General features: G+C 51.8%; 28 protein-coding genes. 7 read left to right on the top strand and 21 right to left on the bottom strand.

What is annotated here, in order from left to right; translation table 11 throughout:
* Positions 1-14: 14 nt before the first annotated feature.
* From citG to citC, 6 genes are read right to left on the bottom strand one after another with little or no spacing between them, the layout of a single operon-like run.
* The gene (gene citG, locus WN16_RS10345) at positions 15-920 is read right to left on the bottom strand and encodes a triphosphoribosyl-dephospho-CoA synthase CitG (protein WP_003835603.1); all 906 of its coding nucleotides are present in this window, start codon (positions 918-920) and stop codon (positions 15-17) included.
* Complete coding sequence (gene citX, locus WN16_RS10350; protein WP_016149774.1) at positions 889-1,443, bottom strand: citrate lyase holo-[acyl-carrier protein] synthase; 555 nt, start codon at positions 1,441-1,443, stop codon at positions 889-891. The genes citG and citX overlap by 32 nt, the downstream gene beginning before the upstream one ends.
* Positions 1,444-1,446: 3 nt before the next feature.
* Positions 1,447-2,979: a citrate lyase subunit alpha gene (gene citF, locus WN16_RS10355; protein ID WP_003022120.1), complete on the bottom strand. Its 1,533-nt coding sequence runs from the start codon at positions 2,977-2,979 to the stop codon at positions 1,447-1,449.
* Positions 2,980-2,988: 9 nt separating this feature from the next.
* Positions 2,989-3,897, bottom strand: coding sequence for an aldolase/citrate lyase family protein (locus WN16_RS10360; RefSeq protein WP_003022123.1), 909 nt, complete (start codon positions 3,895-3,897; stop codon positions 2,989-2,991).
* Positions 3,894-4,190 (bottom strand): citrate lyase acyl carrier protein, encoded by a 297-nt coding sequence (gene citD, locus WN16_RS10365; protein WP_044700979.1) that lies wholly within the window; start codon positions 4,188-4,190, stop codon positions 3,894-3,896. Before citD ends, WN16_RS10360 begins: the two co-directional genes overlap by 4 nt.
* Complete coding sequence (gene citC / locus WN16_RS10370; protein WP_044700981.1) at positions 4,187-5,263, bottom strand: [citrate (pro-3S)-lyase] ligase; 1,077 nt, start codon at positions 5,261-5,263, stop codon at positions 4,187-4,189. Before citC ends, citD begins: the two co-directional genes overlap by 4 nt.
* A gap of 389 nt (positions 5,264-5,652) precedes the next feature.
* On the opposite strand from citC, the gene dpiB reads away from it, so the two are divergent.
* Both dpiB and dpiA read left to right on the top strand, forming a co-directional pair.
* Positions 5,653-7,314, top strand: a complete 1,662-nt coding sequence (gene dpiB, locus WN16_RS10375) for a sensor histidine kinase DpiB (protein ID WP_044700983.1) — start codon at positions 5,653-5,655, stop codon at positions 7,312-7,314.
* Positions 7,283-7,963 (top strand): two-component response regulator DpiA, encoded by a 681-nt coding sequence (gene dpiA, locus WN16_RS10380; RefSeq protein WP_003022133.1) that lies wholly within the window; start codon positions 7,283-7,285, stop codon positions 7,961-7,963. Before dpiB ends, dpiA begins: the two co-directional genes overlap by 32 nt.
* Positions 7,964-8,079: 116 nt before the next feature.
* Here dpiA and dcuC read toward each other — a convergent pair whose 3' ends face one another.
* Positions 8,080-9,465 (bottom strand): anaerobic C4-dicarboxylate transporter DcuC, encoded by a 1,386-nt coding sequence (dcuC, locus tag WN16_RS10385; RefSeq protein WP_003835592.1) that lies wholly within the window; start codon positions 9,463-9,465, stop codon positions 8,080-8,082.
* Positions 9,466-9,927: 462 nt separating this feature from the next.
* On the opposite strand from dcuC, the gene pagP reads away from it, so the two are divergent.
* Positions 9,928-10,491, top strand: a complete 564-nt coding sequence (pagP, locus tag WN16_RS10390; RefSeq protein ID WP_003835590.1) for a lipid IV(A) palmitoyltransferase PagP — start codon at positions 9,928-9,930, stop codon at positions 10,489-10,491.
* Positions 10,492-10,680: 189 nt separating this feature from the next.
* Complete coding sequence (gene cspE, locus WN16_RS10395) at positions 10,681-10,890, top strand: transcription antiterminator/RNA stability regulator CspE (RefSeq protein ID WP_000034825.1); 210 nt, start codon at positions 10,681-10,683, stop codon at positions 10,888-10,890.
* Positions 10,891-10,941: 51 nt separating this feature from the next.
* Here the strand turns inward: cspE and crcB are convergent, their stop codons facing one another.
* Complete coding sequence (gene crcB / locus WN16_RS10400) at positions 10,942-11,325, bottom strand: fluoride efflux transporter CrcB (RefSeq protein ID WP_016149775.1); 384 nt, start codon at positions 11,323-11,325, stop codon at positions 10,942-10,944.
* Between the two features lie 90 nt (positions 11,326-11,415).
* Between crcB and WN16_RS10405 the strand changes: the two genes are divergently transcribed.
* Both WN16_RS10405 and tatE read left to right on the top strand, forming a co-directional pair.
* The gene (locus WN16_RS10405) at positions 11,416-12,204 is read left to right on the top strand and encodes a deaminated glutathione amidase (protein ID WP_016149776.1); all 789 of its coding nucleotides are present in this window, start codon (positions 11,416-11,418) and stop codon (positions 12,202-12,204) included.
* A gap of 128 nt (positions 12,205-12,332) precedes the next feature.
* Positions 12,333-12,536, top strand: a complete 204-nt coding sequence (gene tatE, locus WN16_RS10410; protein ID WP_003022699.1) for a twin-arginine translocase subunit TatE — start codon at positions 12,333-12,335, stop codon at positions 12,534-12,536.
* Between the two features lie 98 nt (positions 12,537-12,634).
* Here tatE and lipA read toward each other — a convergent pair whose 3' ends face one another.
* The 10 genes from lipA to WN16_RS10460 form a co-directional block, all read right to left on the bottom strand.
* Complete coding sequence (gene lipA, locus WN16_RS10415) at positions 12,635-13,600, bottom strand: lipoyl synthase (protein ID WP_003022702.1); 966 nt, start codon at positions 13,598-13,600, stop codon at positions 12,635-12,637.
* A gap of 206 nt (positions 13,601-13,806) precedes the next feature.
* Entirely contained in the window at positions 13,807-14,448 is a 642-nt protein-coding gene (gene lipB, locus WN16_RS10420) for a lipoyl(octanoyl) transferase LipB (RefSeq protein WP_003022703.1), read from the bottom strand.
* A 114-nt stretch (positions 14,449-14,562) separates the two neighbouring features.
* Complete coding sequence (ybeD, locus tag WN16_RS10425; RefSeq protein ID WP_003022706.1) at positions 14,563-14,826, bottom strand: DUF493 family protein YbeD; 264 nt, start codon at positions 14,824-14,826, stop codon at positions 14,563-14,565.
* 106 nt (positions 14,827-14,932) lie between these two features.
* On the bottom strand, positions 14,933-16,144 hold the full coding sequence (dacA, locus tag WN16_RS10430) for a D-alanyl-D-alanine carboxypeptidase DacA (protein WP_003022711.1): 1,212 nt from the start codon (positions 16,142-16,144) through the stop codon (positions 14,933-14,935).
* A 142-nt stretch (positions 16,145-16,286) separates the two neighbouring features.
* Positions 16,287-17,396, bottom strand: a complete 1,110-nt coding sequence (gene rlpA / locus WN16_RS10435; RefSeq protein ID WP_044700988.1) for an endolytic peptidoglycan transglycosylase RlpA — start codon at positions 17,394-17,396, stop codon at positions 16,287-16,289.
* 10 nt (positions 17,397-17,406) lie between these two features.
* A complete protein-coding gene (gene mrdB / locus WN16_RS10440; protein ID WP_003022718.1) occupies positions 17,407-18,519 on the bottom strand; it encodes a peptidoglycan glycosyltransferase MrdB in 1,113 nt (370 codons plus the stop codon).
* 2 nt (positions 18,520-18,521) lie between these two features.
* On the bottom strand, positions 18,522-20,423 hold the full coding sequence (mrdA, locus tag WN16_RS10445; protein ID WP_003022722.1) for a peptidoglycan DD-transpeptidase MrdA: 1,902 nt from the start codon (positions 20,421-20,423) through the stop codon (positions 18,522-18,524).
* A 30-nt stretch (positions 20,424-20,453) separates the two neighbouring features.
* Positions 20,454-20,921 carry a 23S rRNA (pseudouridine(1915)-N(3))-methyltransferase RlmH gene (gene rlmH, locus WN16_RS10450; protein ID WP_003022725.1) on the bottom strand — a complete coding sequence of 156 codons (468 nt, stop codon included), beginning with the start codon at positions 20,919-20,921 and terminating at the stop codon, positions 20,454-20,456.
* Positions 20,922-20,924: 3 nt separating this feature from the next.
* On the bottom strand, positions 20,925-21,242 hold the full coding sequence (gene rsfS, locus WN16_RS10455; protein ID WP_003022728.1) for a ribosome silencing factor: 318 nt from the start codon (positions 21,240-21,242) through the stop codon (positions 20,925-20,927).
* Positions 21,243-21,496: 254 nt separating this feature from the next.
* Positions 21,497-22,108: an adenosylcobalamin/alpha-ribazole phosphatase gene (locus tag WN16_RS10460; RefSeq protein WP_016149777.1), complete on the bottom strand. Its 612-nt coding sequence runs from the start codon at positions 22,106-22,108 to the stop codon at positions 21,497-21,499.
* Positions 22,109-22,204: 96 nt separating this feature from the next.
* Here WN16_RS10460 and cobD point away from each other — a divergent pair, with 96 nt between their 5' ends.
* A complete protein-coding gene (gene cobD, locus WN16_RS10465; RefSeq protein WP_044700989.1) occupies positions 22,205-23,299 on the top strand; it encodes a threonine-phosphate decarboxylase CobD in 1,095 nt (364 codons plus the stop codon).
* Here the strand turns inward: cobD and nadD are convergent.
* From nadD to lptE, 3 genes are read right to left on the bottom strand one after another with little or no spacing between them, the layout of a single operon-like run.
* On the bottom strand, positions 23,274-23,915 hold the full coding sequence (nadD, locus tag WN16_RS10470; protein ID WP_003022738.1) for a nicotinate-nucleotide adenylyltransferase: 642 nt from the start codon (positions 23,913-23,915) through the stop codon (positions 23,274-23,276). The genes cobD and nadD overlap by 26 nt on opposite strands.
* 1 nt (position 23,916) lies before the next feature.
* Positions 23,917-24,948, bottom strand: coding sequence for a DNA polymerase III subunit delta (gene holA, locus WN16_RS10475; protein ID WP_003022740.1), 1,032 nt, complete (start codon positions 24,946-24,948; stop codon positions 23,917-23,919).
* Positions 24,948-25,547 (bottom strand): LPS assembly lipoprotein LptE, encoded by a 600-nt coding sequence (gene lptE / locus WN16_RS10480; protein ID WP_044700991.1) that lies wholly within the window; start codon positions 25,545-25,547, stop codon positions 24,948-24,950. Before lptE ends, holA begins: the two co-directional genes overlap by 1 nt.
* Between the last annotated feature and the right edge of the window lie 6 nt (positions 25,548-25,553).

Consider the following 25,553-nt stretch of genomic DNA (forward strand, 5'->3'; position numbering starts at 1 on the left):
TCCGGAAAGGATCTTTAATTGTGATAATGATGAACTTGTGAAATCTGAGCTAAGAACCAGGTGACGATCAGCAGATCGGCGCAGCCTCCGGGACTGAGGTTGCGTTCAATGCACTGTTGGTCGAACTGGTGTAGGTATTCGAGATCGGCAGGGGTACGAATCCCCCCTTGCTGCATCAGGGCGGTGGCCTGCTGCTGTAGCCAACGCAGACCTTCTGCGCCGCCACGTGAAGCCACGTTGGTGTCGCCGTTGATAGACATCAGCAGCAATAAAGTGTCGAGTAACGCCAGTTCAGGGTCGCGGCCCTGAGTCAGCAGTGCGCGGTAGTGCGGCAGGGCATGCTGGATGACTAGCGGGTATCCCGCTTCGGCTTCGCCCCGTGCGCCGGTTAATCCCAGTTGCTGATAAAGACGTTGGCCTGCCGTGAGTTGTTGATTGTTCTGGCGCAGTTCGCGCTCGGTCAGACCACGGCAAAATGTTGCTGCCGTAGAGCAAATGGTTTCAGCGGTAACAGTTAGTTGGAGCTGGTGCAGGCGGCCAATGGCGGCGCACAGCAGGCCCAGAGAAAAGATGCTTCCTTTATGAGTGTTCACCCCGGCGGTGGCGCGGAACATATCAGCTTCGCAGGCCATGCCCAGCGGGCGCAGTCCTTTCAATACATCCTCAGGCGACAGCTGTGCGCTAAACGCCCCATATTCAATAAAACGTGGCAGCCAGGCCTGAATAGCCTCGGCGCTGCGATGAAAATCTTCCAGCGCCATATCTTTATGCGCGCCGTTGTTAATACGATCTACCAGACCGGGTTTAGGTGACAGGTTGACTTCAGTCAGCATGGCGCGCCACGCGAGCGTTGCGTAAGCATCAGGCAGATCCAGAGGAAGGACTGCATTATTGGTTGATGTTGCGGGAATCGGCATCATGCAGCAGTGCCTCCATCTGAGTGAGTAAGTCGGAAAGTGCGTGGGTTTTACCCCGCGCACAGTCGGCAGCACTTTGCTCGCACAGCAGACAGCGGCGGGCAGGGAGTGCGAAATGACGCCGGGACAGAATTTCCCCTTCAGGGGTCAGGACATCGATGTCCCATAGCCGTCCCAGCGGGTGTGAATGCTCAAGTTCAATCGTGGCGAGCTTGAGGTCGTGGGCCGGAGCCTCAATAGACAAAAGACCTTCTGGACCGCTGGCAGAAACCAGCGCTGTTTGCTCCCTGACAATCCAGGCAGATTGTTCCGCCAGCGCGAGCAAGGCGGTTACGCCGTGATTAAAGATGCGACGGGTTAATTCGCTGTCTTTAATCGGACCCGGTGCGACTACGGTAAACGAGACCAGTGGTGCAGAGTGGCGTGTCAGCCAGTCCTGTTGCCTTGCTTGTCTCTCATCGCGGCTGGCGAGCAGCTCGGGAATCGAAACCGCGTGTTGGGTGGCGAGTTCAGGGAGCAGGCGCATGGCTTATTCCTTCACCTGATGCACAACGTCAATCACTGAACCGTCGCGATAACGCACAACGGCAATCACGCGGTCAGTGAATTCGATAGCGCGTGGCTGACCGGTGAGTTGCTGTGCACGTTCGCGCAGCCATTCAATGGACACCACTTTCATACCGGCTTCTTTCAGTCGTTCTGCCAGTTCCGGACGTGCAGGGTTGACGGCGATACCGTGGTCAGTGACCAGAATGTCAACGCTGGAGCCAGGGGTTACGCAGGTCAGCACGTTATCAACCAGCGTCGGGATGCGTCCGCGAACCAGCGGTGCGACGATGATGGAAAGCGCTGCGGCCACAGCCGTATCACAGTGTCCGCCGGATGCGCCTCGCAGTACGCCGTCAGAACCGGTCAGTACGTTCACATTGAAGTTGGTGTCTACTTCTAATGCGCTCAGTACCACCACATCCAGACGGTCAACGGATGCGCCTTTTGAACCCCAGTTGGCATACTGGTTTGCACTGATTTCAATGTGGTTTGGGTTGCGGGCCAAGGACTCAGCCGCGTTACGGTCGAAGCTCTGCACGTCCAGCAGTTTGCGAATCAGGCCTTTTTCATGCAGATCCACGATGGTGGCGGTGATGCCGCCCAGCGCGAAGTCAGCACGGATATCGCGGCTGCGCATTTTGTCTTCCAGGAAACGCGTCACGGCCAGAGAAGCGCCGCCGGTGCCTGTCTGCAGTGAGAAGCCTTCATTGAAGTAGCCGGAATTAGCAATGACCTCTGCCGCGCTACGGGCGATTAACAGTTCTCGCGGGTTAGTGGTCATGCGGGTCGCATCAGCACCGATTTTGTCCGCATCGCCGACCTGATCGATCTGCACGATCAGATCTACCTGATCCTGTGTAATGCTGGCAGGGTTATGTGGATAGGTCAGCAGTTGTTCAGTCAGCAGGACAACCTGTTTCGCGTTTTCGGCGTCTACGCGGGCATAGCCCAGTGAGCCGCAGCATGCTTTACCGGTATAACCGTTGGCGTTACCAAACTGGTCGCAGGACGGTACGCCGAGGAACGCCACATCAATGCTGAGTTCGCCGCTTTGTACCAAGTGTACACGTCCACCGTGGGAGTGAATCTGTACCGGTTCGGCCAGCAGGCCACGGGAGATCTCTTCCGCCAGCGGGCCACGCAACCCGGAGGTATAAATACGGCTGACCACGCCCTGACGGATGTGCTCAACCAGCGGAGCATGGCAATCGCTCAGAGAGCTGGAGGCCAGCGTCAGATTTTTAAAGCCCATACTGGCGATGGCATCCATCACCAGATTAATGGTCAGATCGCCACCGCGAAAAGCGTGGTGGAAAGAGATGGTCATGCCATCCTGTAAACCCGAACGACGAATGGCGTCTTCCAGGTTAGCGCACAGCTTTTTGTCGCGCGGTTTTTGCGCCTGTAGTTCTACTTTTGCGGTGCTCTGATAAGCGGAAAGCTCACTTTCTGCATGACGGCTCCAGGTCGCCACGCGATCCTGGCGTTGAGACTGTTCGATTTTCTGCGTCATTTTTTTGCCTTATTCTTCGCGAATGCCGGAAAGTTCTGCACGGGAGATAACCAGAAGGGCGCGCTCGATAACCGGGCTGTCGACCATTTTGCCGTTCAGGGAAACCACTCCACGACCTTCGCGGGCAGCGGCTTCAGCGGCTTCTACGACCAAACGGGCGTGAGCCAGCTCTTTGCGCGTCGGGGCGTACAGGTTATGCAGGAGTTCGATCTGGCGCGGGTTGATGAGCGACTTGCCGTCAAAACCCAACTGCTTGATGTGTGCGGCTTCGTGCAGGAAACCTGCTTCGTTGTTGGCATCGGAATACACGGTGTCGAACGCCTGAATACCGGCAGAACGTGCAGCCTGCAAAATAGAGCAGCGGGCAAACAGCAGTTCAGTACCCTCCGGCGAGCGTTCAGTGCGCAGGTTACGCACATAATCTTCAGCACCCAGAGCAATACCGATCAGGCGCTCGGAAGCGTGGGCAATTTCTACCGCACGGGTAATGCCTAACGGCGACTCAATGGCGGCTAACAGGCCGGTGCTGCCGGGTTCACGGCCACAGGCGTTCTCGATGCGCAGAATTTCACTTTCGATGTCGATGACATCCTGCGCGGTATCGGTCTTCGGTAAACGTACGATGTCAGCACCGCCGCGTACCACGGCTTCAAGGTCGTTGATGCCCCATTCGGAGTCGAGGGCGTTTACACGCACGATGGTTTCAACGTCGTGATACAGCGGATGCTGCAGCGCGTGGTACACCATGCGGCGAGCGGTATCTTTTTCACGCAACGCGACGGAGTCTTCCAGGTCGAACATCAGTGCATCTGCCGGGTAGATGAACGAGTTGCTGACCATGGCGGCATTGGCACCCGGTACGAACAACATGCTGCGGCGAGTACGGGTTTTACGTTGTTGCAAAGATGCGGAAATCACTGGCAATCCTCCCATGGCAGTGCCGGAATACCGCCAGCGCGGGCCAGTAGTGCTTCCAGTCGCGCACGTAAAATGCAGTCCAGTGCGCCTTTATCATCAACATTTAATTGCACGCCGCGTACGTTGTAGCGGGACAGAACGTCCTGGATGGTGGTCCGGATGGCATCACCGAACTGTTTTTCGACGCTACTGTTAACCTGCAGGTCAATATCCTGCGAATCGAGTGGGGCGATGCGAATCATCACATCACCGGACTCGAGTGTGCCTGCGACGGCTGCCTGGTTTATTTTCATTTTTCACCTGTTGCTAATGCGGGGGTATTTTGGCGGACTGCCGCACCCGATGAGGCTCGTTCAACCATGCTTTGCAGATAGTGCAGCGTGGCGTCAGGGACCAGGGATGCGATAGCCGTGAGATCTTTTTTAACCAGCAGCTTGCGCACCCAAGAGGCGGAAATCGGCATCTCCTGGAAGCACAGCCGCTCAATTTCCACCAGTTCAATCGGTGGGGCGGGAAGCGTTGGGGTCTCCAGCCAGTAGCGCATATCGTTGTTGTACTGGGAGGTGACGGTGCAATACGGCTCGGTACCGACGAAACGATGTGTAACGCCGAGAGCCGGTGCCAGGTACTGGCGGAAGATTTTCAGGTCTATTTCGGTGTAGCAGTGGTTAATAACGCTCTGCTCTTTGATGAAGTAGCACGGGAACGTGGCGCGGGAAATGATGTATTCCGAACCGCGATGCACGGTTAAACGTGGAATATCTTTTGTCCCTTTAAGCACCAGATCCAACCGGTCTTCATACGGAAACCGTGAGGTATCCTCTTTGACCAAAAACAGATGCAGCCAGTCACATTGTGCGGCCGCCTGTTGGATCAGAAAACGATGTCCGTTGGTGAAGGGGTTGGCGTTCATGACGATGCAACCAATTTTTTTCCCTTCACGACGCTGTTTTGCCAGAGATTCAGCGTAACATTTCAGACGCGTGGTGCTGTTTTCCATCAGCACCATAATGCCGGGAACGCTGGTCAGCGTAGAAAAGCCACACTGTTTAAACAGCGATTCGTACTCGGTTTTGGTATAGATGAAGAGGTGCGTACAGTGGCGCTCATAGGCGAGGTTGATTAACTCGGTCGCCAGCGTCAGCGCTAAGCCTTCGCCCCGTACGGATTCGCAGATGGCGACACATTTAATAATATTCCCAGCGATACCGCCGCAGGCAATCAGGCGGTCGTCACGGGTGACGGTGATAAATACTTCGACGGTGGTGTCAACGCTCAAATCATTCTCTTTCAGAAATTGCGTGATAGCCGCCATCTTTTTATTTTCTGAGCGTTTAACTTGCGTGAATATATTATTACCGAACATAGTGAATAGAGCCCCGATGCTATATTTGTTACTGGGTTTCTGTTTTTGTTGCTCTGCTTAGCAACCTGATAACGTTTTGTTTGCAATTGAAGGGAATGGTTTTTTATTACGGAGTATTTCTTTTTTTCCCTGCTGCATACATCGTAAGGGGTATTTTGGAGGTAATTTTTGATTTATTTCACAATAAGTTAGAAGGTTTTAATGTGTTTTATGGTTTTAAGTTTTTTAATTAATTTAACCTCGAAATAGCGTGTGGTTTTAATTTGTTTAATTGATTTAAAGTGGGGAATCTGCAACGATCTTGTTTTATACCGTAACGTGTAAATAAAACATTTCTATTACAACTACAATGAGAAATAAGTTTCGGGTAACGTGGATGAGGAAGATATATGGCTGAGCAGAAAAATAAAACACGGTTTCCTTTTTTCCGCAGCCTGGCGTTTCCTTTACGCATCTTTCTGCTTATTTTGGTCGTTTCTGTTTTTATCATCGCCGCCCTGGCACAATACTTTACCGCCAGCTTTGAAGATTATCTGGCCGCGCATGTCCGCGATATGGCAATGAACCAGGCCAAAATCATCGCCTCTAACGAGAGTATCATTACGGCGGTTAAACATCGTGATTACAAGCGTTTGGCGACGATTGCCGACAAACTGCAGAGCGGAACTGACTTCGACTATGTGGTTATCGGGGATACCAACTCCATTCGTCTATATCATCCGAACCCGGAAAAAATTGGCTACCCGATGCAGTTCACCAAACCCGGTGCGCTGGAAAAAGGGGAGAGCTACTTTATTACCGGTAAAGGGTCCATCGGGATGGCAATGCGCGCTAAAACGCCCATCTTTGATGACGATGGCAAAATCATTGGCGTAGTCTCAATTGGTTATCTGATCAGCAAAATCGATAGCTGGCGATCGGATTTCTTACTCCCGATGGCCGGTGTGTTTATCTTGCTGTTGTTGGTACTTATGCTGCTCTCCTGGTTTTTCGCTGCCCATATTCGTCGGCAGATGTTGGGTATGGAACCGAAACAAATTGCGCGGGTGGTACGTCAGCAGGAAGCGTTGTTCAGCTCGGTATATGAAGGATTGATTGCCGTGGATCCTGATGGATATATCACCGCAATAAACCGCAGTGCGAGGAAAATGCTGGGGCTGTCTTCACCAGGGCGAAAGTGGCTTGGAAAACCGGTGAGTGAGGTGGTTCAGCCAGCGGACTTTTTCACCCAACAGATTGCGGAAAAACGACAGGATGCGATGGTAAACTTTAATGGCCTGAGCGTTATCGCCAACCGTGAAGCGATTCGCTCTGGTGACGAACTGCTTGGGGCAATCATCAGTTTTCGTAGTAAAGATGAAATTGCTACCCTTAATGCGCAATTAACGCAGATCAAACAGTATGTAGAGAGCCTGAGAACGCTGCGTCATGAGCACCTGAACTGGATGTCGACTATCAATGGCCTGCTGCAAATGAAAGAATATGACAAGGTTCTGGCCATGGTGCAGGGAGAATCCCAGGCGCAACAGCAACTGATTGACAGCCTGCGTGGCGCGTTTGCCGATCGTCAGGTCGCCGGTCTGTTGTTTGGCAAGGTGCAGCGCGCGCGGGAACTGGGCCTCACCATGACTATCGTTCCGGGGAGCCAACTGCATCAACTCCCCGAGGGGCTGGATAGCACAGAGTTTGCAGCAATTGTTGGCAATCTGCTTGATAATGCATTTGAAGCGAGCTTACGCACCCAGCAAGGCAACAAGGTCGTAGAGCTCTATTTGAGCGATGAAGGGGATGACGTGATCATCGAAGTTGCCGATCAGGGATGCGGTGTGCCGGAAGCATTGCGTGAGAAAATATTTGAACAGGGTGTGAGCACCCGTACCGATGAACCAGGTGAACATGGCATCGGTTTGTATCTAATTGCAAGTTATGTGAGGCGCTGTGACGGGGTGATTACGCTCGAAGATAACTCCCCTTGCGGTACCTTATTTTCTTTATTTCTTCCGAAAGTGAAAAAAAATAATGACGGAACCATTAACGCTGTTGATCGTTGAGGATGAAACGCTACTGGCGGAAATGCATGCTGAATATATCCGCCATATACCCGGTTTCAGCCAGATATGGTTGGCGGGTAATCTTGAGCAGGCGAGGATGATGATTGAGCGTTTTAAGCCCGGTCTGATACTGCTCGATAACTACTTGCCGGACGGCAAGGGAATTACGTTGCTGCATGAGCTGACCCAGGCGCGCTATCCGGGCGGCGTAGTGTTTACCACGGCGGCTAGCGATATGGAAACGGTCTCCGAGGCCGTGCGCAGCGGTGCGTTTGATTACCTGGTCAAACCCATTGCCTACGAGCGGCTGGGGCAGACCCTGACGCGTTATCAGCAACGTCGACGCATGTTGGCGGGGAATGACAGCGCCAGCCAAAAGCAGATTGATGAAATGTTTAATGCCTACGCGCGGGGCGAACCGAAAGGGGATTTACCGACCGGGATTGATGCGTTAACACTGAATGCAGTGTTGAAATTATTCGCCGACCCGACGGTACACCATACTGCGGAAACGATCGCCCAGGCGCTTACCATCAGCCGAACGACTTCCAGACGCTACCTGGAGTACTGTGCCAGCCGTCATTTGATTATTGCGGAGATTATTCACGGTAAGGTAGGCAGGCCGCAGCGTATTTATCATGGCGGCTAAATGCTGATTTCTGACGTAGGCCGGATAAGATGTTTTAGCATCGACATCCGGCAACGGTGCGGTTTAAATGCCGGATGCGGCGTAGATGCCTAATCCGGCCTAAATTTCACTGAGTATCAGCCGCCAACGACGGCTGAAGAAGAACCTGGTACCATCACTTCAGTTGCGATAATCACCACCAGCAGTCCAACCAGAACCGGAACCGAAGTACGTTTCACCACTTCGAACGGAGAAATCTTTGCCATACCTGCTACAGCGACAACCACGCCGGAGACCGGGGAGATGGTGCGCCCAAGGTTTGACGCCTGCAGCATCGGGATAACAAGGTAAGCCGGGTTAATGCCGGAAGAATGCGCCAGCTTAGGGATCATCTCAACGAAGGCGTAGAACGGGGCGTTACCGGAACCCGTAGTCATTGCCGCCAACATAGTCAGGATCACCAGCACCATCATCAAGATAATGCTCGCTGAACCAAACGAGGTGGCGATAGAAATCAGACTCTGAATAAAGCCGATTGTGCTCAGACCCTGGGCAAAAACACCCGCAGCGACTAACAACATCACCACGTTAGCAAAGGCATCCGCCATGCCACGGTAAGCGACTTCCAGACCAGAGAAAACCTTTTGGGTGTTGAACCCACGTACGAACTCCAGAATAGCCGCGATGAGCATGCACAGAACCAGAATCGTAATGATGTGCAGCTGCGGGCCCCATTTACCATCAAAAATCAGGACGCCAACGATCGGGGTAAACGGCAGAATGGCGTAAAATGACGGGGCAGTCGTGGTGATTTCAGCCACATCTAACATTTCATGAGAAATGTTCTCTTTTTTATCCAGATAACGCTGCCAGAAAAAGTGGGCAATCGCCATAGCAATGATGGCGGCAATGGAAATCGGCAGCGTGGTTTTAAAGGCGAAATCGATCAGCGGCATTTCCGCAGCTTTTGCCGCCAGCACCACATCACCGGATGTTGGTGAAAGAATAATTGCAGCAGGGGAGGCACAAATAGCCGCTGCAGCGCCACGGCTGATTCCAACGTTAACCATGACCGGGAACAGTGTTGCCATCAGCAATACGCCCAGACCGGTTGCTGAAGAAACCGCCAGTGACATCAGGCAGGCGACAAAATAGGCGGCAATCATTAGCAGGTAAGGAGAGTTGATGTATTGCAGGGGCTTGGAGGCCAGCTTAACGACCATATCGTTCGCGCCAATATGGGTCATATAGGCGGCAAAACCACACAGCATCATGATCATCATGCCGAGATCGCCACCACGGCTCATCAGCAAAATTTTAATATATTCAACAATGTCTGTTGCCGTATAGCCCGTCGATGCCGCGCTGGATGGCAACACTTTATGCCCCATCAGCGCACTGATAATCAGCAAAACCAGACCGCCAACAAACAGTACGCCTGTCGCGGAATAACCTTTAATGATGTAGCGCGCTACACCCACAATAACCACAACTCCAATAAGGAGTTCAATAAATGTCAACATCGTTTCCCCTGTCGCATTGCTGCCCAGAAAGTAAAAAAACTAAAAAAAGTAAAAAGTGGTGACAGAATGTGCCTAATAAACCGATAACTCTTGCTGATTAAAATCAATAAAAATACGGATTCAAGCGATGGCTTAGCCGTTTTTTCAGCATCGTGGTTAAAAAAAGAATCTCACAATAAAAAACTGTGAAGTGCAGCGACGGTGTGTGTGTTTTGTGGTGATGTTGATTCTTAATTGTTAATTTATTGTAATATTATTTAACTTTTCCCGGAGGAAAGAACAATTTATTGGCAATAAAGAGAAAATAGTTCCTATGAGATGGCTCAATAAATTAAGGGCTAATTATCTTAAAAATTACATGCTGAGGAATATTCTGATTTTTTAGCTGCGCATTTTTGTTAAGCTAACATTAAGGTTGGGTTTGCTACAATTAATAATAAATCCCAGGATGGTAATTAAGTTGTGATTGTCGCTAAACGATATTTTCTCATTTTTTCATTTCTTTTTATTCAGTTAGCTTTCATTCCCCAGGGCGCTGCTGAAGATAAAGGCTGGTTCGCTACTTTTAAAGACAACGTCAGTGAAACATGGCAGCAGCCGGAACATTATGATTTGTATATACCGGCTATTACCTGGCATGCACGCTTTGCCTACGATAAAGAAAAAACGGATCGCTACAATGAACGCCCGTGGGGGGCAGGATTTGGTCAATCCCGTTGGGATGATAAAGGTAACTGGCACGGACTTTATATAATGGCCTTTAAGGATTCCTACAATAAATGGGAACCCATTGGTGGTTATGGCTGGGAAAAAACCTGGCGACCGCTGGCCGATGAAAATTTCCATACAGGTCTCGGTTTTACCGCCGGTTTTACCGCGCGTGATAACTGGAACTACATTCCGGTACCTGTGCTGTTACCGCTGGCATCGATAGGGTATGGTCCGGCAACGTTCCAGATGACCTACATTCCGGGAACGTACAACAACGGTAACGTCTACTTTGCGTGGATGCGTTTCCAGTTTTGATGGACTACCTGTATTGTCAGATGGATTATTAAAAAGTCTTTTTAAAACAGTGTGATATCAGCGTTAACTGAAAAATAACGCGACATTTATCACTTTTTGATAAAGTTCGACTGGACAAAGTGCACCACAATTGTTGTACTGATACCCGACACAGCATTTGTGTCTATTTTTCATGTAAAGGTAATTTTGATGTCTAAGATTAAAGGTAACGTTAAGTGGTTTAATGAGTCCAAAGGATTCGGTTTCATTACTCCGGAAGATGGCAGCAAAGACGTGTTCGTACACTTCTCTGCAATCCAGACCAATGGTTTTAAAACTCTGGCTGAAGGTCAGCGTGTAGAGTTCGAAATCACTAACGGTGCCAAAGGCCCTTCTGCTGCAAACGTAATCGCTCTGTAAGCATACGACAGCAAGCATTCAAAACCCGCTTAATTGCGGGTTTTTTTCGCCTCAGTGTGCGGGAGAGGCCGAAACCAGCCAGAATGCCAGGGCGGTCATCGCAAATGATCCCAGCAGATTCGCCAGCACATTCACCATAGCCCAACCAAAGCGTCCTTCCTGTAGCAAAAACACCACCTCAGCCGAGAAAGTGGAAAATGTTGTTAGTCCCCCGCAAAAGCCAGTTGTAATCAGTACCTTCCACATTGGATCAATGTTTGTCATGCGATTAAACCATGCCAGACCCATACCAATGATAAATGCGCCAAGTAAGTTTGCAGCCAGCGTACCGAATGGAATGGCCTGATGTAGCGGGTTAAACCTCATGCTCAACATCCATCTTGCTACACTACCTGTACCACCACCGATAAAAACCGCTAAAAGGAGTTGTAACACTGCGTAATCCTGCTATTTGATTGTATATAGGATGAGTGTAACGCTGAATAATCGTGGTTGGCGAGCCTAACAACGTTTTCTGGAGGGAATATGTTCGTTGCAGCAGGGCAATTTGCCGTGGGACCTTCATGGGAAAAAAATGCAGAAACCTGCGTTTTACTGATGTCTCAGGCTGCGGGAGAGGGGGCATCGTTACTGGTATTACCGGAAGCGCTTCTGGCCCGTGACGATCTGGACCCTGACCTGTCAGTGAAATCAGCTCAATTGCTGGAAGGCGGGTTTTTGACGCGCTTGCTGCGAGAAAGCGCGCAAAACGAGATGACGACAATCCTGACGATTCATGTTCCCTCTGTGCCTGGACGGGCGTTTAACATGCTGGTGGCGCTACGGGCAGGTCAGGTAGTTGCCCATTACGCTAAATTACATCTCTACGACGCCTTTTCGATTCAGGAGTCACGAAATGTGGATGCAGGGGACGCCATAGCGCCGCTGCTGGACGTAGGCGGGTTAAAAGTAGGGTTAATGACCTGTTATGATCTGCGCTTCCCTGAGCTGGCGCTGGCGCACGCATTGCAGGGAGCGGAAATTCTCGTATTACCCGCAGCCTGGGTACGGGGATCGCTTAAAGAGCATCACTGGTCTACGCTTTTGGCTGCAAGAGCGTTAGATGCAACGTGTTACCTGATTGCGGCGGGAGAGTGTGGTAATAAGAATATCGGCCAAAGCCGGGTCATCGACCCTTTTGGTGTGACCATTGCTGCGGCGGCGGAAACGCCTGCGCTAATTATGGCCGAGGTTTCTGCAGAGCGGGTAAGGCAGGTCAGAGCACAACTTCCGGTGTTAAGTAACCGACGTTTTGCGCCACCGCAATTATTATGACGTTTTTTTAAACAAGGCTTGATTCACCTTGTTACAGATTGCTATTGTGTGCGCGCGTCGAAAGGCCGTTAATATTCTCAGGTTAATATGGCGCTTTATGCAGCCTGGTTTAAGTGAAGAAGGTATCTATGGGTGAGATTAGTATTACCAAACTGCTGGTGGTTGCCGCACTGGTTGTTCTGCTGTTTGGTACCAAGAAGTTACGTACACTGGGTGGAGACCTGGGAACGGCAATCAAGGGCTTCAAGAAAGCAATGAATGACGATAATGCCGATGCTAAGAAAGATGCTGATGGTAGCGTTCAGGCTGAGAAGCTTTCTCATAAAGAGTAATGTCAGGAGCATGATGCTCATACTGCATACTCTGCATGAAAAAAAACCGGCAATTTGCCGGTTTTTTTATTGCTGATATGTAAGTGAGTATTACACGATTACTTCACTTCCAGCCCTTTGGCCTGCATGTCAGCATGGTATGAAGAGCGAACGAATGGACCGCAGGCTGCATGGGTAAAGCCCATGGCCATAGCTTCGGCTTTCATCTCATCGAACTCATCCGGGCTTACATAGCGTTGAACCGGCAGGTGGTGACGGCTTGGCTGTAAATACTGCCCCAGCGTCAGCATGGTCACGCCATGACTGCGCAGGTCACGCATGACCTCAATGATTTCTGCATTGGTTTCGCCCAGACCAACCATCAGACCTGATTTAGTCGGAATCTCCGGGTGCGCTTCCTTGAAACGTTCCAGAAGCTTCAGCGACCAGTTGTAGTCTGCCCCCGGACGTACATTGCGATAAATACGCGGTACGTTTTCGAGGTTGTGGTTAAACACGTCTGGCGGCGTGGCGGTGAGGATATCCAACGCGCGATCCATACGACCACGGAAGTCAGGCACCAGCGTTTCGATTTTAATCGACGGGCTTTTCTCACGAATAGCGGTGATACAGTCAGCAAAGTGCTGGGCGCCGCCGTCACGCAGATCGTCGCGGTCAACGGAGGTAATGACGACATAGCGCAGCGCCATGTCAGCAATCGTCTGAGCAAGTTTTAACGGCTCGTTAGCATCCGGAGCAACCGGACGGCCATGGGCAACGTCACAGAATGGGCAACGGCGGGTACAGATTGCGCCGAGGATCATAAAGGTTGCGGTTCCGTGATTGAAACATTCAGCCAGGTTAGGGCAGGAAGCTTCTTCGCAGACAGAGTGCAGGCCATTTTTGCGCATTGCCGCTTTGATGCCCTGGATGCGAGTGGAGTCCGCTGGCAGTTTTATTTTCATCCATTCCGGTTTACGCAGCAGGGCTTCACGCTCTGTTGCCACATTTTTTACCGGGATAAGAGCCATCTTATCGGCATCGCGGTATTTAACACCGCGTTCCATCACAATGGGTTTACTCATAGCTTGCGTGTTCCAGTTGCGAATTACGAAGGAAAGCGTTTCAATTCAAGGGAATGTTGCATTTATCAACTATTTTTGAATTAGTGATACGCAGTATATCATTGAAACGGGCCAGAAAGCAGCCTGACAGGCTGGCAAAATGTAAAATAGTTGTTGTTTTGTGCCATTTGCCACAACATTTGCCGTGGCAAAGTATGACCGTATTTTCAGTCTGCAACGTACTCGTGCGGTGGGTTACCCAACAGCGCTAATATGTTGGCCAGCAGGCGTGGGCGAACGCTCTCGGTCGTGGCTGCGCTATCCCACTGCGATACTTTCGCCATCTCCATTCCGGCGTAACCACAAGGATTGATACGCAGGAAAGGCGACAAATCCATATCCACGTTGAGCGCTAAGCCGTGAAACGAACATCCTCTACGAATACGTAATCCCAAAGAGCAGATTTTCTTCTCCCCGACGTATACGCCAGGCGCATCGGCTCGCGGGTGGGCATCAATGCCGATTTCCGCAAGTGTATTGACGACGGTTTGTTCCAGCAGCGTAACCAGTTCACGAACGCCAAGTTTGCGACGCTTCAGGTTCAACAGCACATACATGACCTGCTGGCCCGGCCCGTGGTAGGTCACCTGGCCGCCACGATCGCTCTGGATCACCGGAATATCGCCCGGCATCAGTACGTGCTCTGCTTTACCTGCCTGACCCTGGGTAAAAACAGGATAATGCTCTACCAGCCAGATTTCGTCATAACTGTTTTCATCGCGGGTATCGGTGAATTCGTGCATGGCCAGAGAAACTGGCTCGTAAGGTTGAAGACCGAGCTGGCGGACCAGAATTTTATCCTGATACAAAACGGCATCTCCGTAGATACTCACATAGAGTAGAGAATATAAAAGAGGGGGAAAAGTATATCACAGGAGGGAGGGGTTACCCGAGCGGGGATGCAGCGGGTAACCAACAGGTTTTTACAGTACCATGCGTACGATATCGATATTGCCTAATTCTTCGTACAGCGTTTCAACCTGCTCAATGTGTGTAGCAGTAATAGTGATTGAGACCGAGTGGTAGTTGCCTTTGCTGCTCGGTTTTACCGTCGGAGAGTAATCACCTGGCGCATGGCGCTGTACCACTTCAACCACCTGATCAACCAGCTCAGGCAACGCCTGCCCCATTACTTTGTAAGTAAATGGAGTAGGGAATTCAAGCAGTTCGTTAAGTTTGGTTTTCATGTCAGCTCCGGCGTTACATCAATAAATAATAACTCCCACAGCGTGTGGGAGTTATCTGGATACCTAGTATATGGGGACGTAAATCACACTTTCAAGTGTTCGATTTTTAGCCAAACCAGTGATGGAACATTAATTTAATGTAATCAATGATTTTCCCAAAGAAGTTGCCTTCAGGGATTTCCTGCAGGACTACCAGCGGGCGCTGTTCGATGGTTTTGCCATCCAACTGGAAGTTGATGGTGCCGACAACCTGGTTTTTCTGCAGCGGTGCATGCAGTTCTGTGGTGTTCAGCACATAGCTTGCTTTCAGATCTTTCATGCGGCCGCGCGGAATGGTCAGGTAGACATCTTTATCTACGCCTAACGATGCACGATCGGTGTTACCAAACCAGGCCGGTTCTGAAGCAAACTCTTTACCGACTTTCAGTGGATTCACGGTTTCAAAGAAACGGAAGCCCCAGGTCAGCAGTTTTTTACTTTCGGTTTCGCGACCTTTATAGGTGCGGCCACCCATGACGGCAGAGATCAGACGCATCTGACCTTCGGTTGCGGATGCAACGAGGTTATAGCCAGCTTTGTCGGTATGACCGGTTTTGATACCGTCGACATTCAGGCTGTTATCCCACAGCAGGCCGTTACGGTTTAACTGACGAATACCGTTAAAGGTGAACTCTTTTTCTTTATAGATAGAGTATTCGTTAGGCACGTCACGAATCAGGGCCTGGCCAATCATCGCCATGTCGCGAGCCGAGCTGTACTGACCGTCAGCATCGAGACCATGAACGGTCTGGAAGTGGGTGTTTTTCAGGCCCAGCGCGTTCACATAGCTGTTCATCAGACCGACGAAAGCATCCTGGCTACCGGCTGCGAAGTCCGCCATTGCCACACACGCGTCATTCCCGGATTGTAGGTTGATACCACGGATCAACTGGGAAACAGGAACCTGCATTCCAGGTTTCAGGAACATCAACGATGAACCTTTAAACACCGGGTTACCTGTAGCCCAGGCGTCATTGCCTACAGTGACCAGATCGGTTTCTTTGAACTTGCCGGCTTTCATCGCCTGGCCGATGACGTAGCTGGTCATCATTTTGGTCAGACTGGCGGGGTCGCGGCGAGTGTCTGCGTTCTGTTCTGCCAGAACTTTGCCTGAATTGTAATCAATCAGGATATATGACTCCGCATCGATCTGCGGAACACCCGGGATCATGGTTTTAATATTCAGGTCATCGGCATGGGCAGCAGAGAGAGAAGCTGCGCAGAGAGCCGCGGTGAGCGCCATACGCTGCACGAAACGAGCGGAAAAAGTGGTCTTCATGGTCTGAACTACGACGTCCGTGATGAAATTTAAAAAAGTGCCCTACTATAGCAAATGCAAAACGGGCAGGCATCTGACTTTCCGCGTGACTTTGTTAATGTCATTTACAGAAACTGACAGTTCAGATACCTGATTTACGTTATTACACGCCGGTGATGAAGGACTGTAATTGCGCCTCGGATTGAAGACGCTGCTGCAATGTGGAGGCTTCAGCTTTGCTGGCGAACGGCCCCATCTGGATACGCCAGACTGCGCCATTTTGTACCACCCGACCTGGAACGCCAAACTGCTGGCTTAAACGTTTTTGATACTGCTGCGCACGCGACTGCTCGCTGACTGCGCCAACCTGAACCACGTAACGTCCGTTGGCTACTGCCGCTGGAGCTGGTGCCGCGACGGCGGCTGGTGTTGCTGCTGGTGCGGTTGGTGTTGCCGGTGCGGTGATGGTCGGTTGCGGAGCCGGAGTCGGCTCGCTACCTTCCAGCACGCCTGCGGCGAGGGTGGTTGGTGCACCGAGGAATCCACCGCTGTTCACTGGCGCACCGGTTGGATCATCGCTTTTCAGCGTGGAATTGCTGATCGGACGAATATCGCCTTGCGGCTGACCCGCATCCGATGGCGAAGGCATACTTCCCATATTACCGCTACCGCTTAAATCAGGACGCGCGGGCAGGGCATAGGTTTGCTTTGCGACTGTCGTACACGCCATACCCGGACCGGACAATGAACCATCCTGGGCGACGATGATCGGGTCGATACGCACTTTGGTGTTGTTGGAGGTATTCAGACGGTCTGCTGCTGCACGTGAAAGTGAAATCACGCGATCGTTGCCATAAGGGCCGCGATCGTTTATGCGCACGACAATCATCCTGCCGTTTGCCAGGTTAGTTACTCTGACATAGCTTGGGACTGGCAGCGTCGGATGCGCTGCGGTCAGTTGCATCGGGTCGAACGCTTCACCAGACGCGGTTAAGTTGCTTCCGGGTTCCGCATCATAGATAGCGGCAAGCCCTGCCTGGCTAAAGCGGGAAGGATCCTGGACGATTTTGTAGCTCTTACCATCACGCTGATAGTCCTGATTCGCCGTTGGGTTCAGGGGTTCAAAGCGCGGATCGGCCCCGCTGATTTCAACAATCGGACCATTACACACCGCAGGCTGCGGCGCGACAGCACCCTGTTGCTGACCATCATCACTCGAACACGCCGCGAGCATTCCTGCTGCGATGCAGATACCAAGCCACTGCTTACGCATTGCGTACCCCTTACACGCTTTTCGACAACATTTTTCTATGGGTGTGGATCGACATAACAATCCCGAACCCGGCCATCAGCACGATAAGTGCCGAGCCTCCGTAACTGACCAGTGGGAGAGGAACGCCAACCACGGGCAGAATACCGCTCACCATACCAATATTTACGAAGACATAAACGAATAATATCAACATTAAACCACCTGCCATGACGCGACCAAAGGTGGTTTGCGCGTGGGCAGCGATCCATAATCCGCGCATAATCAGCAAAATGTACAGCGCAAGCAGAATTAAGATCCCTACCAGACCCAGCTCTTCTGCTAATACCGCGAAGATAAAGTCCGTGTGACGTTCGGGTAAAAACTCAAGCTGCGACTGTGTACCGTGCAGCCAGCCCTTGCCGCGTAGACCGCCGGAGCCAATAGCAATTTTAGACTGAATAATATGATAACCCGCACCCAGTGGATCGGTTTCCGGATCGAGCAACATCATGACGCGCTGACGCTGGTAATCATGCATCAGGAAGAACCACAGTATCGGGATAAACGCCGCAACCAGAACCACCGCAACACCGATTAAACGCCAGCTTAAACCAGAAAGGAACAGAACAAACAGACCGGAAAGGGCGACCAGTATTGAGGTACCGAGGTCAGGCTGAGCGGCCACCAGCAGGGTGGGCATAAATATCAGCACCAGTGCAATGGCGGTATTTTTTAGCGATGGCGGGCAAACATCACGGTTGATGAAGCGTGCGACCATCAGCGGCACGGCAATCTTGGCAATTTCGGAAGGCTGAAAACGCACAATACCCAAATCCAGCCAGCGCTGTGCCCCTTTGGATATCGCGCCGAAGGCATCTACCGCCACCAACAGGATGATGCAGAAAATATAGAGATAGGGTGCCCAGCCTTCATAAACCCGGGGCGGGATTTGCGCCATCACCACCATGATGACCAGGCCCATTGCGATCTGGCCGACCTTGCGCTCCATCATGCCGATATCCTGGCCGCTGGCACTCCAGATGACCAGCGAGCTGTAAACCAGCAGCGCCAGCAAAATAAGCAACATCGTGGGATCGATGTGGATTTTATCCCAGAATGTTTTTTTGTTCGGATTATCCGTCACGATTATTGGTCCTCCGCTGCTGCAACCGCGGGGTTTTCTGCAGGCAGATTGGTGTTGTTGTCGCCCAACATAATGTGGTCAAGGATCTGGCGCATAATGGTACCCACAGCCGGGCCCGCGCCACCGTTTTCAAGGATTATGGCGACAGCAACCTGGGGCTTATCATAGGGTGCGAAGGCCGTCATCAGCTTGTGGTCACGTAAGCGCTCGGCGATCTTGTGCGCGTTATAGGTTTCATTGGCTTTCAGGCCAAAGACCTGGGCAGTACCGGATTTCGCCGCAATTTTGTAAGGCGCGCTAGCGAAATACTTGTGCGCAGTACCGTTAGGGCGGTTTGCTACACCGTACATGCCGTCTTTCGCGATTTCCCAGTATCCAGAATGAATATCACCAACGGGCGGTTCGTGCGGCTGTACCCACGGAACCTGCTTGCCATTTTCTGCCGTGCTCATCAACAGATGCGGAACTTTTATCAAACCGTCGTTGATAAGGATCATCAGCGCTTTACTCATCTGGATTGGGGTTGCAGTCCAGTAACCCTGACCGATGCCGACCGGAATGGTATCACCCTGGTACCATGGCTTTTTAAACCGTTTTTGCTTCCACTCGCGGGTAGGCATATTGCCGGAGCGTTCTTCAGCGAGATCGATACCCGTATATTTGCCGTAGCCGAATTTGCTCATCCACTCTGAAAGTCGGTCTATCCCCATATCATAGGCGATTTGATAGAAAAACGTATCCGCCGACTCTTCCAGAGAACGGGTGATGTTCAGATGGCCGTGCCCCCATTTTTTCCAGTCACGGTAACGTTTTTCAGAGCCCGGTAATTGCCACCAACCTGGATCGAACAGACCAGTATTGCGGGTGATGACACCTGCACTTAATGCAGAAACCGCGACGTAAGGTTTAACTGTCGAAGCAGGAGGGTAAACACCCTGCGTGGCGCGGTTAACCAATGGGGTGTTCGGGTCATTGAGCAACCCGGAGTAATCTTTACTGGAGATACCATCGACAAACAGGTTCGGGTCGTAGCTCGGCATGGACACCAGCGCGAGAACGCCGCCGGTACGCGGGTCGGTAACCACCACGGCGGCGCGACTGCCCGCCAGCAGCGTTTCAATGTACTGCTGGAGTTTCAAATCGAGGGTGAGATAGATATCGTGCCCGGCCTGCGGCGCCACTTCTTTCAGCTGGCGAATGACGCGGCCGCGGTTGTTCACCTCAACCTCTTCATAACCGGTCTGGCCGTGAAGTACATCTTCGTAATAACGTTCAATACCCAGCTTGCCGATGTCGTGCGTCGCCGCGTAGTTAGCCAGTTTGCCGTCTTTGTCCAGGCGGTCTACGTCTTTATCGTTGATTTTTGATACATAGCCAATGACATGGGTCAGTGCAGAGCCGTAGGGGTAGTAGCGGCGTTTATAACCTTTAACTTCGACGCCAGGAAAGCGATATTGATTAACGGCAAAGCGTGCGACCTGAACTTCACTCAGGTTAGTTTTTACCGGAATGGATGTGAAACGGTGTGAACGGGCGCGCTCTTTTTTAAAGGCGGCAATGTCATCGTCCGTCAGGTCTACGACGTTACGTAGCGCGTCGAGGGTATCCTGAACGTTGTCGACCTTTTCTGGCATCATTTCTATCTGATAAATGGTGCGGTTAAGGGCGAGCGGAATTCCGTTACGGTCATAAATGATGCCGCGACTGGGGGCGATAGGCACCAGTTTGATGCGGTTTTCGTTCGAGCGGGTCTGATAATCAGTAAAGCGAACGATTTGCAGATTATAAAGGTTGGCGATCAGCACGCCGGTGAGCAGCAAAATCCCCAAAAAAGCGACCAGCGCCCGGCGCACAAACAGCGCAGACTCAGCCGAATAGTCGCGAAAAGAATTCTGTAGTTTCATCCGCTGCTTAATCTACTCAAGAATCAATGATCACTCACGGTGATAAGGATGGTTGGTGGTAATGCTCCACGCCCTGTACAGACTCTCCGCAACCAGAACCCGAACAAGAGGGTGAGGAAGGGTTAACGCTGAGAGTGACCAGCTTTGTTCCGCTGCTGCTTTACAGGCAGGAGAAAGACCTTCCGGCCCACCAATCAACAAACTGACGTCACGACCGTCCAGTTTCCAGCGTTCCAGTTCGGTCGCCAGCTGCGGCGTGTCCCAGGGTTTGCCTGGGATATCAAGGGTGACGATGCGGTTTTTGCCTGCTGCAGCCAGCATCTGTTCACCCTCTTTGTCGAGAATGCGTTTAATATCCGCGTTCTTGCCGCGTTTTCCTGCCGGGATTTCGATCAGCTCAAAGGGCATATCTTTCGGAAACCGACGGAGATACTCCGTAAAACCGGTTTGCACCCAGTCAGGCATTTTCGTACCCACAGCGACAAGTTGCAGCTTCACGCATTAACTCCAGAGTTTTTCCAGTTCATACAGGCGACGGCTTTCTTCCTGCATCACGTGGACAATCACATCGCCGAGGTCAACGACGATCCAGTCTGCGACGTTCTCGCCTTCTACGCCAAGCGGCAGCAGACCAGCAGTGCGGGACTCCTGAACAACGTGGTCTGCGATAGACATTACATGACGGCTGGACGTGCCAGTACAGATAATCATGCAATCAGTGATGCTGGATTTGCCCTGAACGTCTAAGGCGATGATGTCTTGACCTTTCAGGTCATCAATTTTGTCGATTACAAAATCCTGAAGTGCTTTACCCTGCAAGTGTTCCCCCTGGGTGAAAAGAGTTAAAAACGTCTGTTAGTATACCTGAACCAGAGGCGATATCGGGACAAATGTCTCCGAAAGCGCTTGTGAAGTGCGCTATCATCCCACCCCACGCCGCAGAATGCATCGCCATTTTTGTAAAACAATTTCTGCAAAGCTCTGAAGGGCGGGAAAAGTCAGGTTGCGGAGAATAACAGCCTGTCATGGGGTGTCAATGGGAGAGAAGCCCTTCGGCAGAAAAAACAGTGCTTTCACTCTCCGTCGTGCCATACAGCCCGGCTGTTAAGTACTTTCAGAACCGCAAAATCGTCGCAAAAATCAATCGCGCTCCAGCAACCTTGTTCGACGCGAAAATGCCACATTGCTGCTGCCGGCATGGACAACAAACGGGCGATCAACACGCTCAGTACACCCTGATGACTCACCACCAGCAGGTTTTGGCACATTTTGTAATCATCGAGTTGAGCAATGAAGCGTTCCACGCGCAGGGAAAATGCCTGAAAACCTTCGCCATTAGTGGGCGTCGCGTTCTGCCAGTCGTTACACCACACGGCGTAGTTTTCGGCGTCTTCGCGCGCCAGATCGCGATGGTGGCGCATTTCCCAGTCGCCAAAAAACATCTCATTGAGCTCAGGCATGTTACGCACAGGAATCTCGCGATCGCCTAAGATCAACTGCGTTGTATGGCGGGCGCGCTCCAGCTCGCTGCACAGAACGTTGTCGACAGGCACATCGCGTAACAGCGTACTCAGCGTTTGCGCCTGAGCTATTCCCCGTTCTGTTAGTGGTGTGGGAGCGTGGCCGCTATATAAACCCGCGACGTTGGCTTCGGTTTCGCCATGACGTACCAACCAGAGTCTCATTTTTTCCTCTTGGGGTTATTCGCACAAAACATGATGTTTGCCCTGATTGCGCAGAGATTTTTCACTAAAATACCTTTTTTTACGTGGAGCGGCACGATGTCTTTATTGAAGAGCGCGCATGGTGGTAATACCCGAGAAGCCGCCGAACTGTTGGGCGTCTCGCCTGAGCAATTGCTGGATTTTAGCGCAAATATTAATCCGCTGGGTATGCCAGCAGGTTTAAAACGCGCAATTATCGACAATATGGACTGCGCGGAGCGTTACCCGGATGTCGATTACGCGCAACTGCATGCAGCGCTGGCGGAGCATCATCAGATTCCGGCCTCGTGGATCCTGGCCGGAAACGGTGAGACCGAGTCTATTTTTACCCTGGTAGATGGCCTGAAGCCACGTCACGCGATGATCGTGACGCCTGGGTTTGCTGAATATCGTCGGGCGCTGCAATGGGGAGACTGTACGATCCATGAGTTTGCGCTGCGCGAAGACGATGGGTGGCAGCTTACCGATGCGATCCTCGATGCGTTAACCTCAGAGCTGGACTGCCTGTTTCTCTGCACGCCCAACAACCCCACCGGGTTACTACCGGATAACCGCCTGCTACGTGAGATTGCCTTACGTTGTGAGCGGCTTGGGATCAATCTGATCCTTGATGAAGCGTTTATCGATTTTATTGCCGGGGAGCCGGGGTTTATTCCGCTACTTCGGGATAACCCGCATATTTGGGTGCTGCGCTCGCTCACCAAGTTCTATGCGATACCGGGGCTGCGTCTGGGGTATCTGGTCAACAGTAACGAGCAGGCCGTTGTACAAATGCGCAGCCGACAAATGCCGTGGTCAATTAATGCGTTTGCTGCTCTGGCCGGCGAGATTATTTTACGCGACAGCGCTTATCAGCAGGCGACGTGGAAATGGCTGGAACAAGAGGGAGCGCGGTTTGAGCAACAGCTACAAAACCTGCCTGGCCTGACGGTGTATCCCGGCCAGGCAAATTATCGTTTATTACGCTGCGATCGCGCGGATATTGATTTGCAACGGATGTTGCTGGAACAGCATGTCTTGATTCGCAGTTGTGCCAATTACCCTGGGTTGGACGCGCGTTATTACCGAGTTGCTGTTCGCAGTCAGGAAGAAAATGACCGCCTGCTGGCGGCATTAAACAACACGCTTAGCGATACAACCCCTGCTGATTGATATAGTCAAGCACTGCGCCTGGCATCAGGTCGTCGCACGGCTCGCCTTTTTCCAGGCGCTCGCGAATGAGCGTGGCGGAGATGTTGAACCACGGCGTTTCGGCCAGGTAGATTTTTCCGCAAGGCAGGTTGTGCAGGTCATCCGGCGAATGAGTCAGGTGATCCTCCAGCCATTGCTGGTGCTTTTCCTGCGTCATTTCGAGAGGATAACCTGGACGTCGGCACACGATGAGATGGGTATTATCCAGAATCGTGTGGTAGTCGTGCCAGGAAGGGAAGGTCAGCAGCGAATCCTGACCAATGATAAACGCTAACGGCACGTTCGGGCCTTGTTCCTCGCGCCACTCTTTTAGCGTTTGCGCGGTGTAGGAGGCCGTGTCGCGTTTCAGTTCGCGTTCATCCAGGGAAAACAGCGGTTTATCAGCAATGGCCAGTTCAACCATGCGCTTACGTTGCTCACCGGACGCTTCAGGCTGCGCACGATGCGGCGGGACGTTATTGGGCATGATGATGACCCGGGAAAGACCAATCAGATTCGCCAGAATTTCAACCGGTTTAAGATGACCATAATGCACCGGATCAAAGGTGCCGCCGAACAGAGCCTGCAATGATTTCATATCAACCATCAATAAAAACATCGGCCAGTGATTTATGGCAGAGCAAAAGGGACAGACCCTCAAGTTCCGCCCACACTGACTGACCATAGTCTTGTTTAAGCGTAATTTCCGTACGCGTTAACAGCGTTACCGCCTGACGCAACTGTGCCGGGTTCAGCCGGTTTAGCGCATCACCCATCATGCCCCGGCGATTTTGCCACACCCGGTGTTTATCAAACAACGTGCGCAAGGGGGTATTCGCCGACTGCCGTTTTAGGTTGACCAGCAACAGCAATTCACGCTGTATCGTACGCAGCAAAATAACCGGCTCACTGCCTTCCAGACGTAGCTGTTGCAGAATGTGCAGCGCGCGTTTGCTTTTGCCCATCAGCAACGCATCCACCCAGTGGAACGGGGTAAAGTGCGCTGCATCGTTAACGGCTTTCTCTACGCGAGGCAGCGTTAGTTTGCCATCAGGCCAAAGCAATGCTAACCGTTCCAGCGCTTGCGCCAGTGCTAACAGGTTACCTTCATAGCAATAGCACAACAGCTGATTGGCTGCGTCATCCAGTTGCAGGTTATTGAGTTTAGCCCTCGCGGCGACCCAACGCGGGAGCTGTGCTTGCTCCGGCGTCTGGCAGCTGACCTGCACCGCATTATTGGCAAGTCCGGTATACCATGCGGCGTTTTCCTGCGCTTTAGTCAGCTTGTTACCACGAACAATCAGCAGCAGGTCGTTATGTAGCAGTGTGACGAGTGAAGCGAGCTGTTCGTTAATGGCGGCATTGGGGCCATTTTCAGGCAGTTGCAGGAGCAGGGTTTGACGGTTGGCAAACAGGCTCATCGCCTGGCAGAGTGAAAAAATCTCTCCCCAGTCGGTGCTGTTGTCCAGAGTGAAGGCGTGGTGTTCTTCGAACCCTTGTGTGGCAGCAGCCTGACGGATGGCATCCTGGCTTTCCTGCAATAAGAGGGGATCGTTACCTAAGAGCAAATACGCCGCGCGCAGCCCTTCATTGAGCTGTGCGCGGAGTTGTTCAGGGTACAACTTGAGCATCAGTTACCCAGCGTGGTGGAGACACGCGCCGGAGATGACGCAGGCTCTGCGGCTTTTGTCGCAGCTGGCTTAGCATCATCATCAGCATTGGATGACAGAGTATCAGCCAGATGTACGCTTGGCAGCTTACGAATTAACTGTTCAGCCGCTTTGTCATACATCTCTTTGATGATCATCTCCTGCTCGTTATCCTTCGCCAGTGCAGCCTGTGGGTTGTCAAAGAACGAACGATAAACTTTTGCGCTGATAGGGTAAATATCATGTCCTGGAATCAGCACGGTAGCGCTTACGGACATCACCATCTGGTATTCAGCCGTTTGACCGTTCTGGAATACCGACGCCGTATCCTGCGAAATGCTGACCGCGCCAAGACGTAAAGACGTCACATCTTTACGCATTGTACCGTCTTCAAGCAGCGTCACACCGTTCAGACGCAGCTGGTTACGGACCGCACGGCTTAACGGGCCGTTCGGATCGCCAGAGTTCAGGATCATGGTTTTCATTGAGGGTGGAACCTGCGTAGTACTACGCAGATGCCAGCCACACCCGGCGGTGGCAAGCACCGCCAGAGATAACAACAATGTTGTCAGAAGTCGCACGCTTCC

Source organism: Citrobacter sp. ABFQG (assembly GCF_004322975.1).
GTDB lineage: Bacteria > Pseudomonadota > Gammaproteobacteria > Enterobacterales > Enterobacteriaceae > Citrobacter > Citrobacter freundii.

Coding starts and splice junctions, on each gene's coding strand:
- dcuC (WP_003835592.1), bottom strand. CDS start 9,465: ATGTTGACATTTATTGAACTCCTTATTGGAGTTGTGGTTATTGTGGGT.
- WN16_RS10405 (WP_016149776.1), top strand. CDS start 11,416: ATGTTCGTTGCAGCAGGGCAATTTGCCGTGGGACCTTCATGGGAAAAA.
- holA (WP_003022740.1), bottom strand. CDS start 24,948: ATGCTCAAGTTGTACCCTGAACAACTCCGCGCACAGCTCAATGAAGGG.
- tatE (WP_003022699.1), top strand. CDS start 12,333: ATGGGTGAGATTAGTATTACCAAACTGCTGGTGGTTGCCGCACTGGTT.
- dpiB (WP_044700983.1), top strand. CDS start 5,653: ATGGCTGAGCAGAAAAATAAAACACGGTTTCCTTTTTTCCGCAGCCTG.
- citG (WP_003835603.1), bottom strand. CDS start 920: ATGATGCCGATTCCCGCAACATCAACCAATAATGCAGTCCTTCCTCTG.
- nadD (WP_003022738.1), bottom strand. CDS start 23,915: ATGAAATCATTGCAGGCTCTGTTCGGCGGCACCTTTGATCCGGTGCAT.
- citX (WP_016149774.1), bottom strand. CDS start 1,443: ATGCGCCTGCTCCCTGAACTCGCCACCCAACACGCGGTTTCGATTCCC.
- ybeD (WP_003022706.1), bottom strand. CDS start 14,826: ATGAAAACCAAACTTAACGAACTGCTTGAATTCCCTACTCCATTTACT.
- citD (WP_044700979.1), bottom strand. CDS start 4,190: ATGAAAATAAACCAGGCAGCCGTCGCAGGCACACTCGAGTCCGGTGAT.
- mrdA (WP_003022722.1), bottom strand. CDS start 20,423: ATGAAACTACAGAATTCTTTTCGCGACTATTCGGCTGAGTCTGCGCTG.
- dpiA (WP_003022133.1), top strand. CDS start 7,283: ATGACGGAACCATTAACGCTGTTGATCGTTGAGGATGAAACGCTACTG.
- citC (WP_044700981.1), bottom strand. CDS start 5,263: ATGTTCGGTAATAATATATTCACGCAAGTTAAACGCTCAGAAAATAAA.
- citF (WP_003022120.1), bottom strand. CDS start 2,979: ATGACGCAGAAAATCGAACAGTCTCAACGCCAGGATCGCGTGGCGACC.
- lipA (WP_003022702.1), bottom strand. CDS start 13,600: ATGAGTAAACCCATTGTGATGGAACGCGGTGTTAAATACCGCGATGCC.
- dacA (WP_003022711.1), bottom strand. CDS start 16,144: ATGAAGACCACTTTTTCCGCTCGTTTCGTGCAGCGTATGGCGCTCACC.
- cobD (WP_044700989.1), top strand. CDS start 22,205: ATGTCTTTATTGAAGAGCGCGCATGGTGGTAATACCCGAGAAGCCGCC.
- cspE (WP_000034825.1), top strand. CDS start 10,681: ATGTCTAAGATTAAAGGTAACGTTAAGTGGTTTAATGAGTCCAAAGGA.
- rlpA (WP_044700988.1), bottom strand. CDS start 17,396: ATGCGTAAGCAGTGGCTTGGTATCTGCATCGCAGCAGGAATGCTCGCG.
- WN16_RS10460 (WP_016149777.1), bottom strand. CDS start 22,108: ATGAGACTCTGGTTGGTACGTCATGGCGAAACCGAAGCCAACGTCGCG.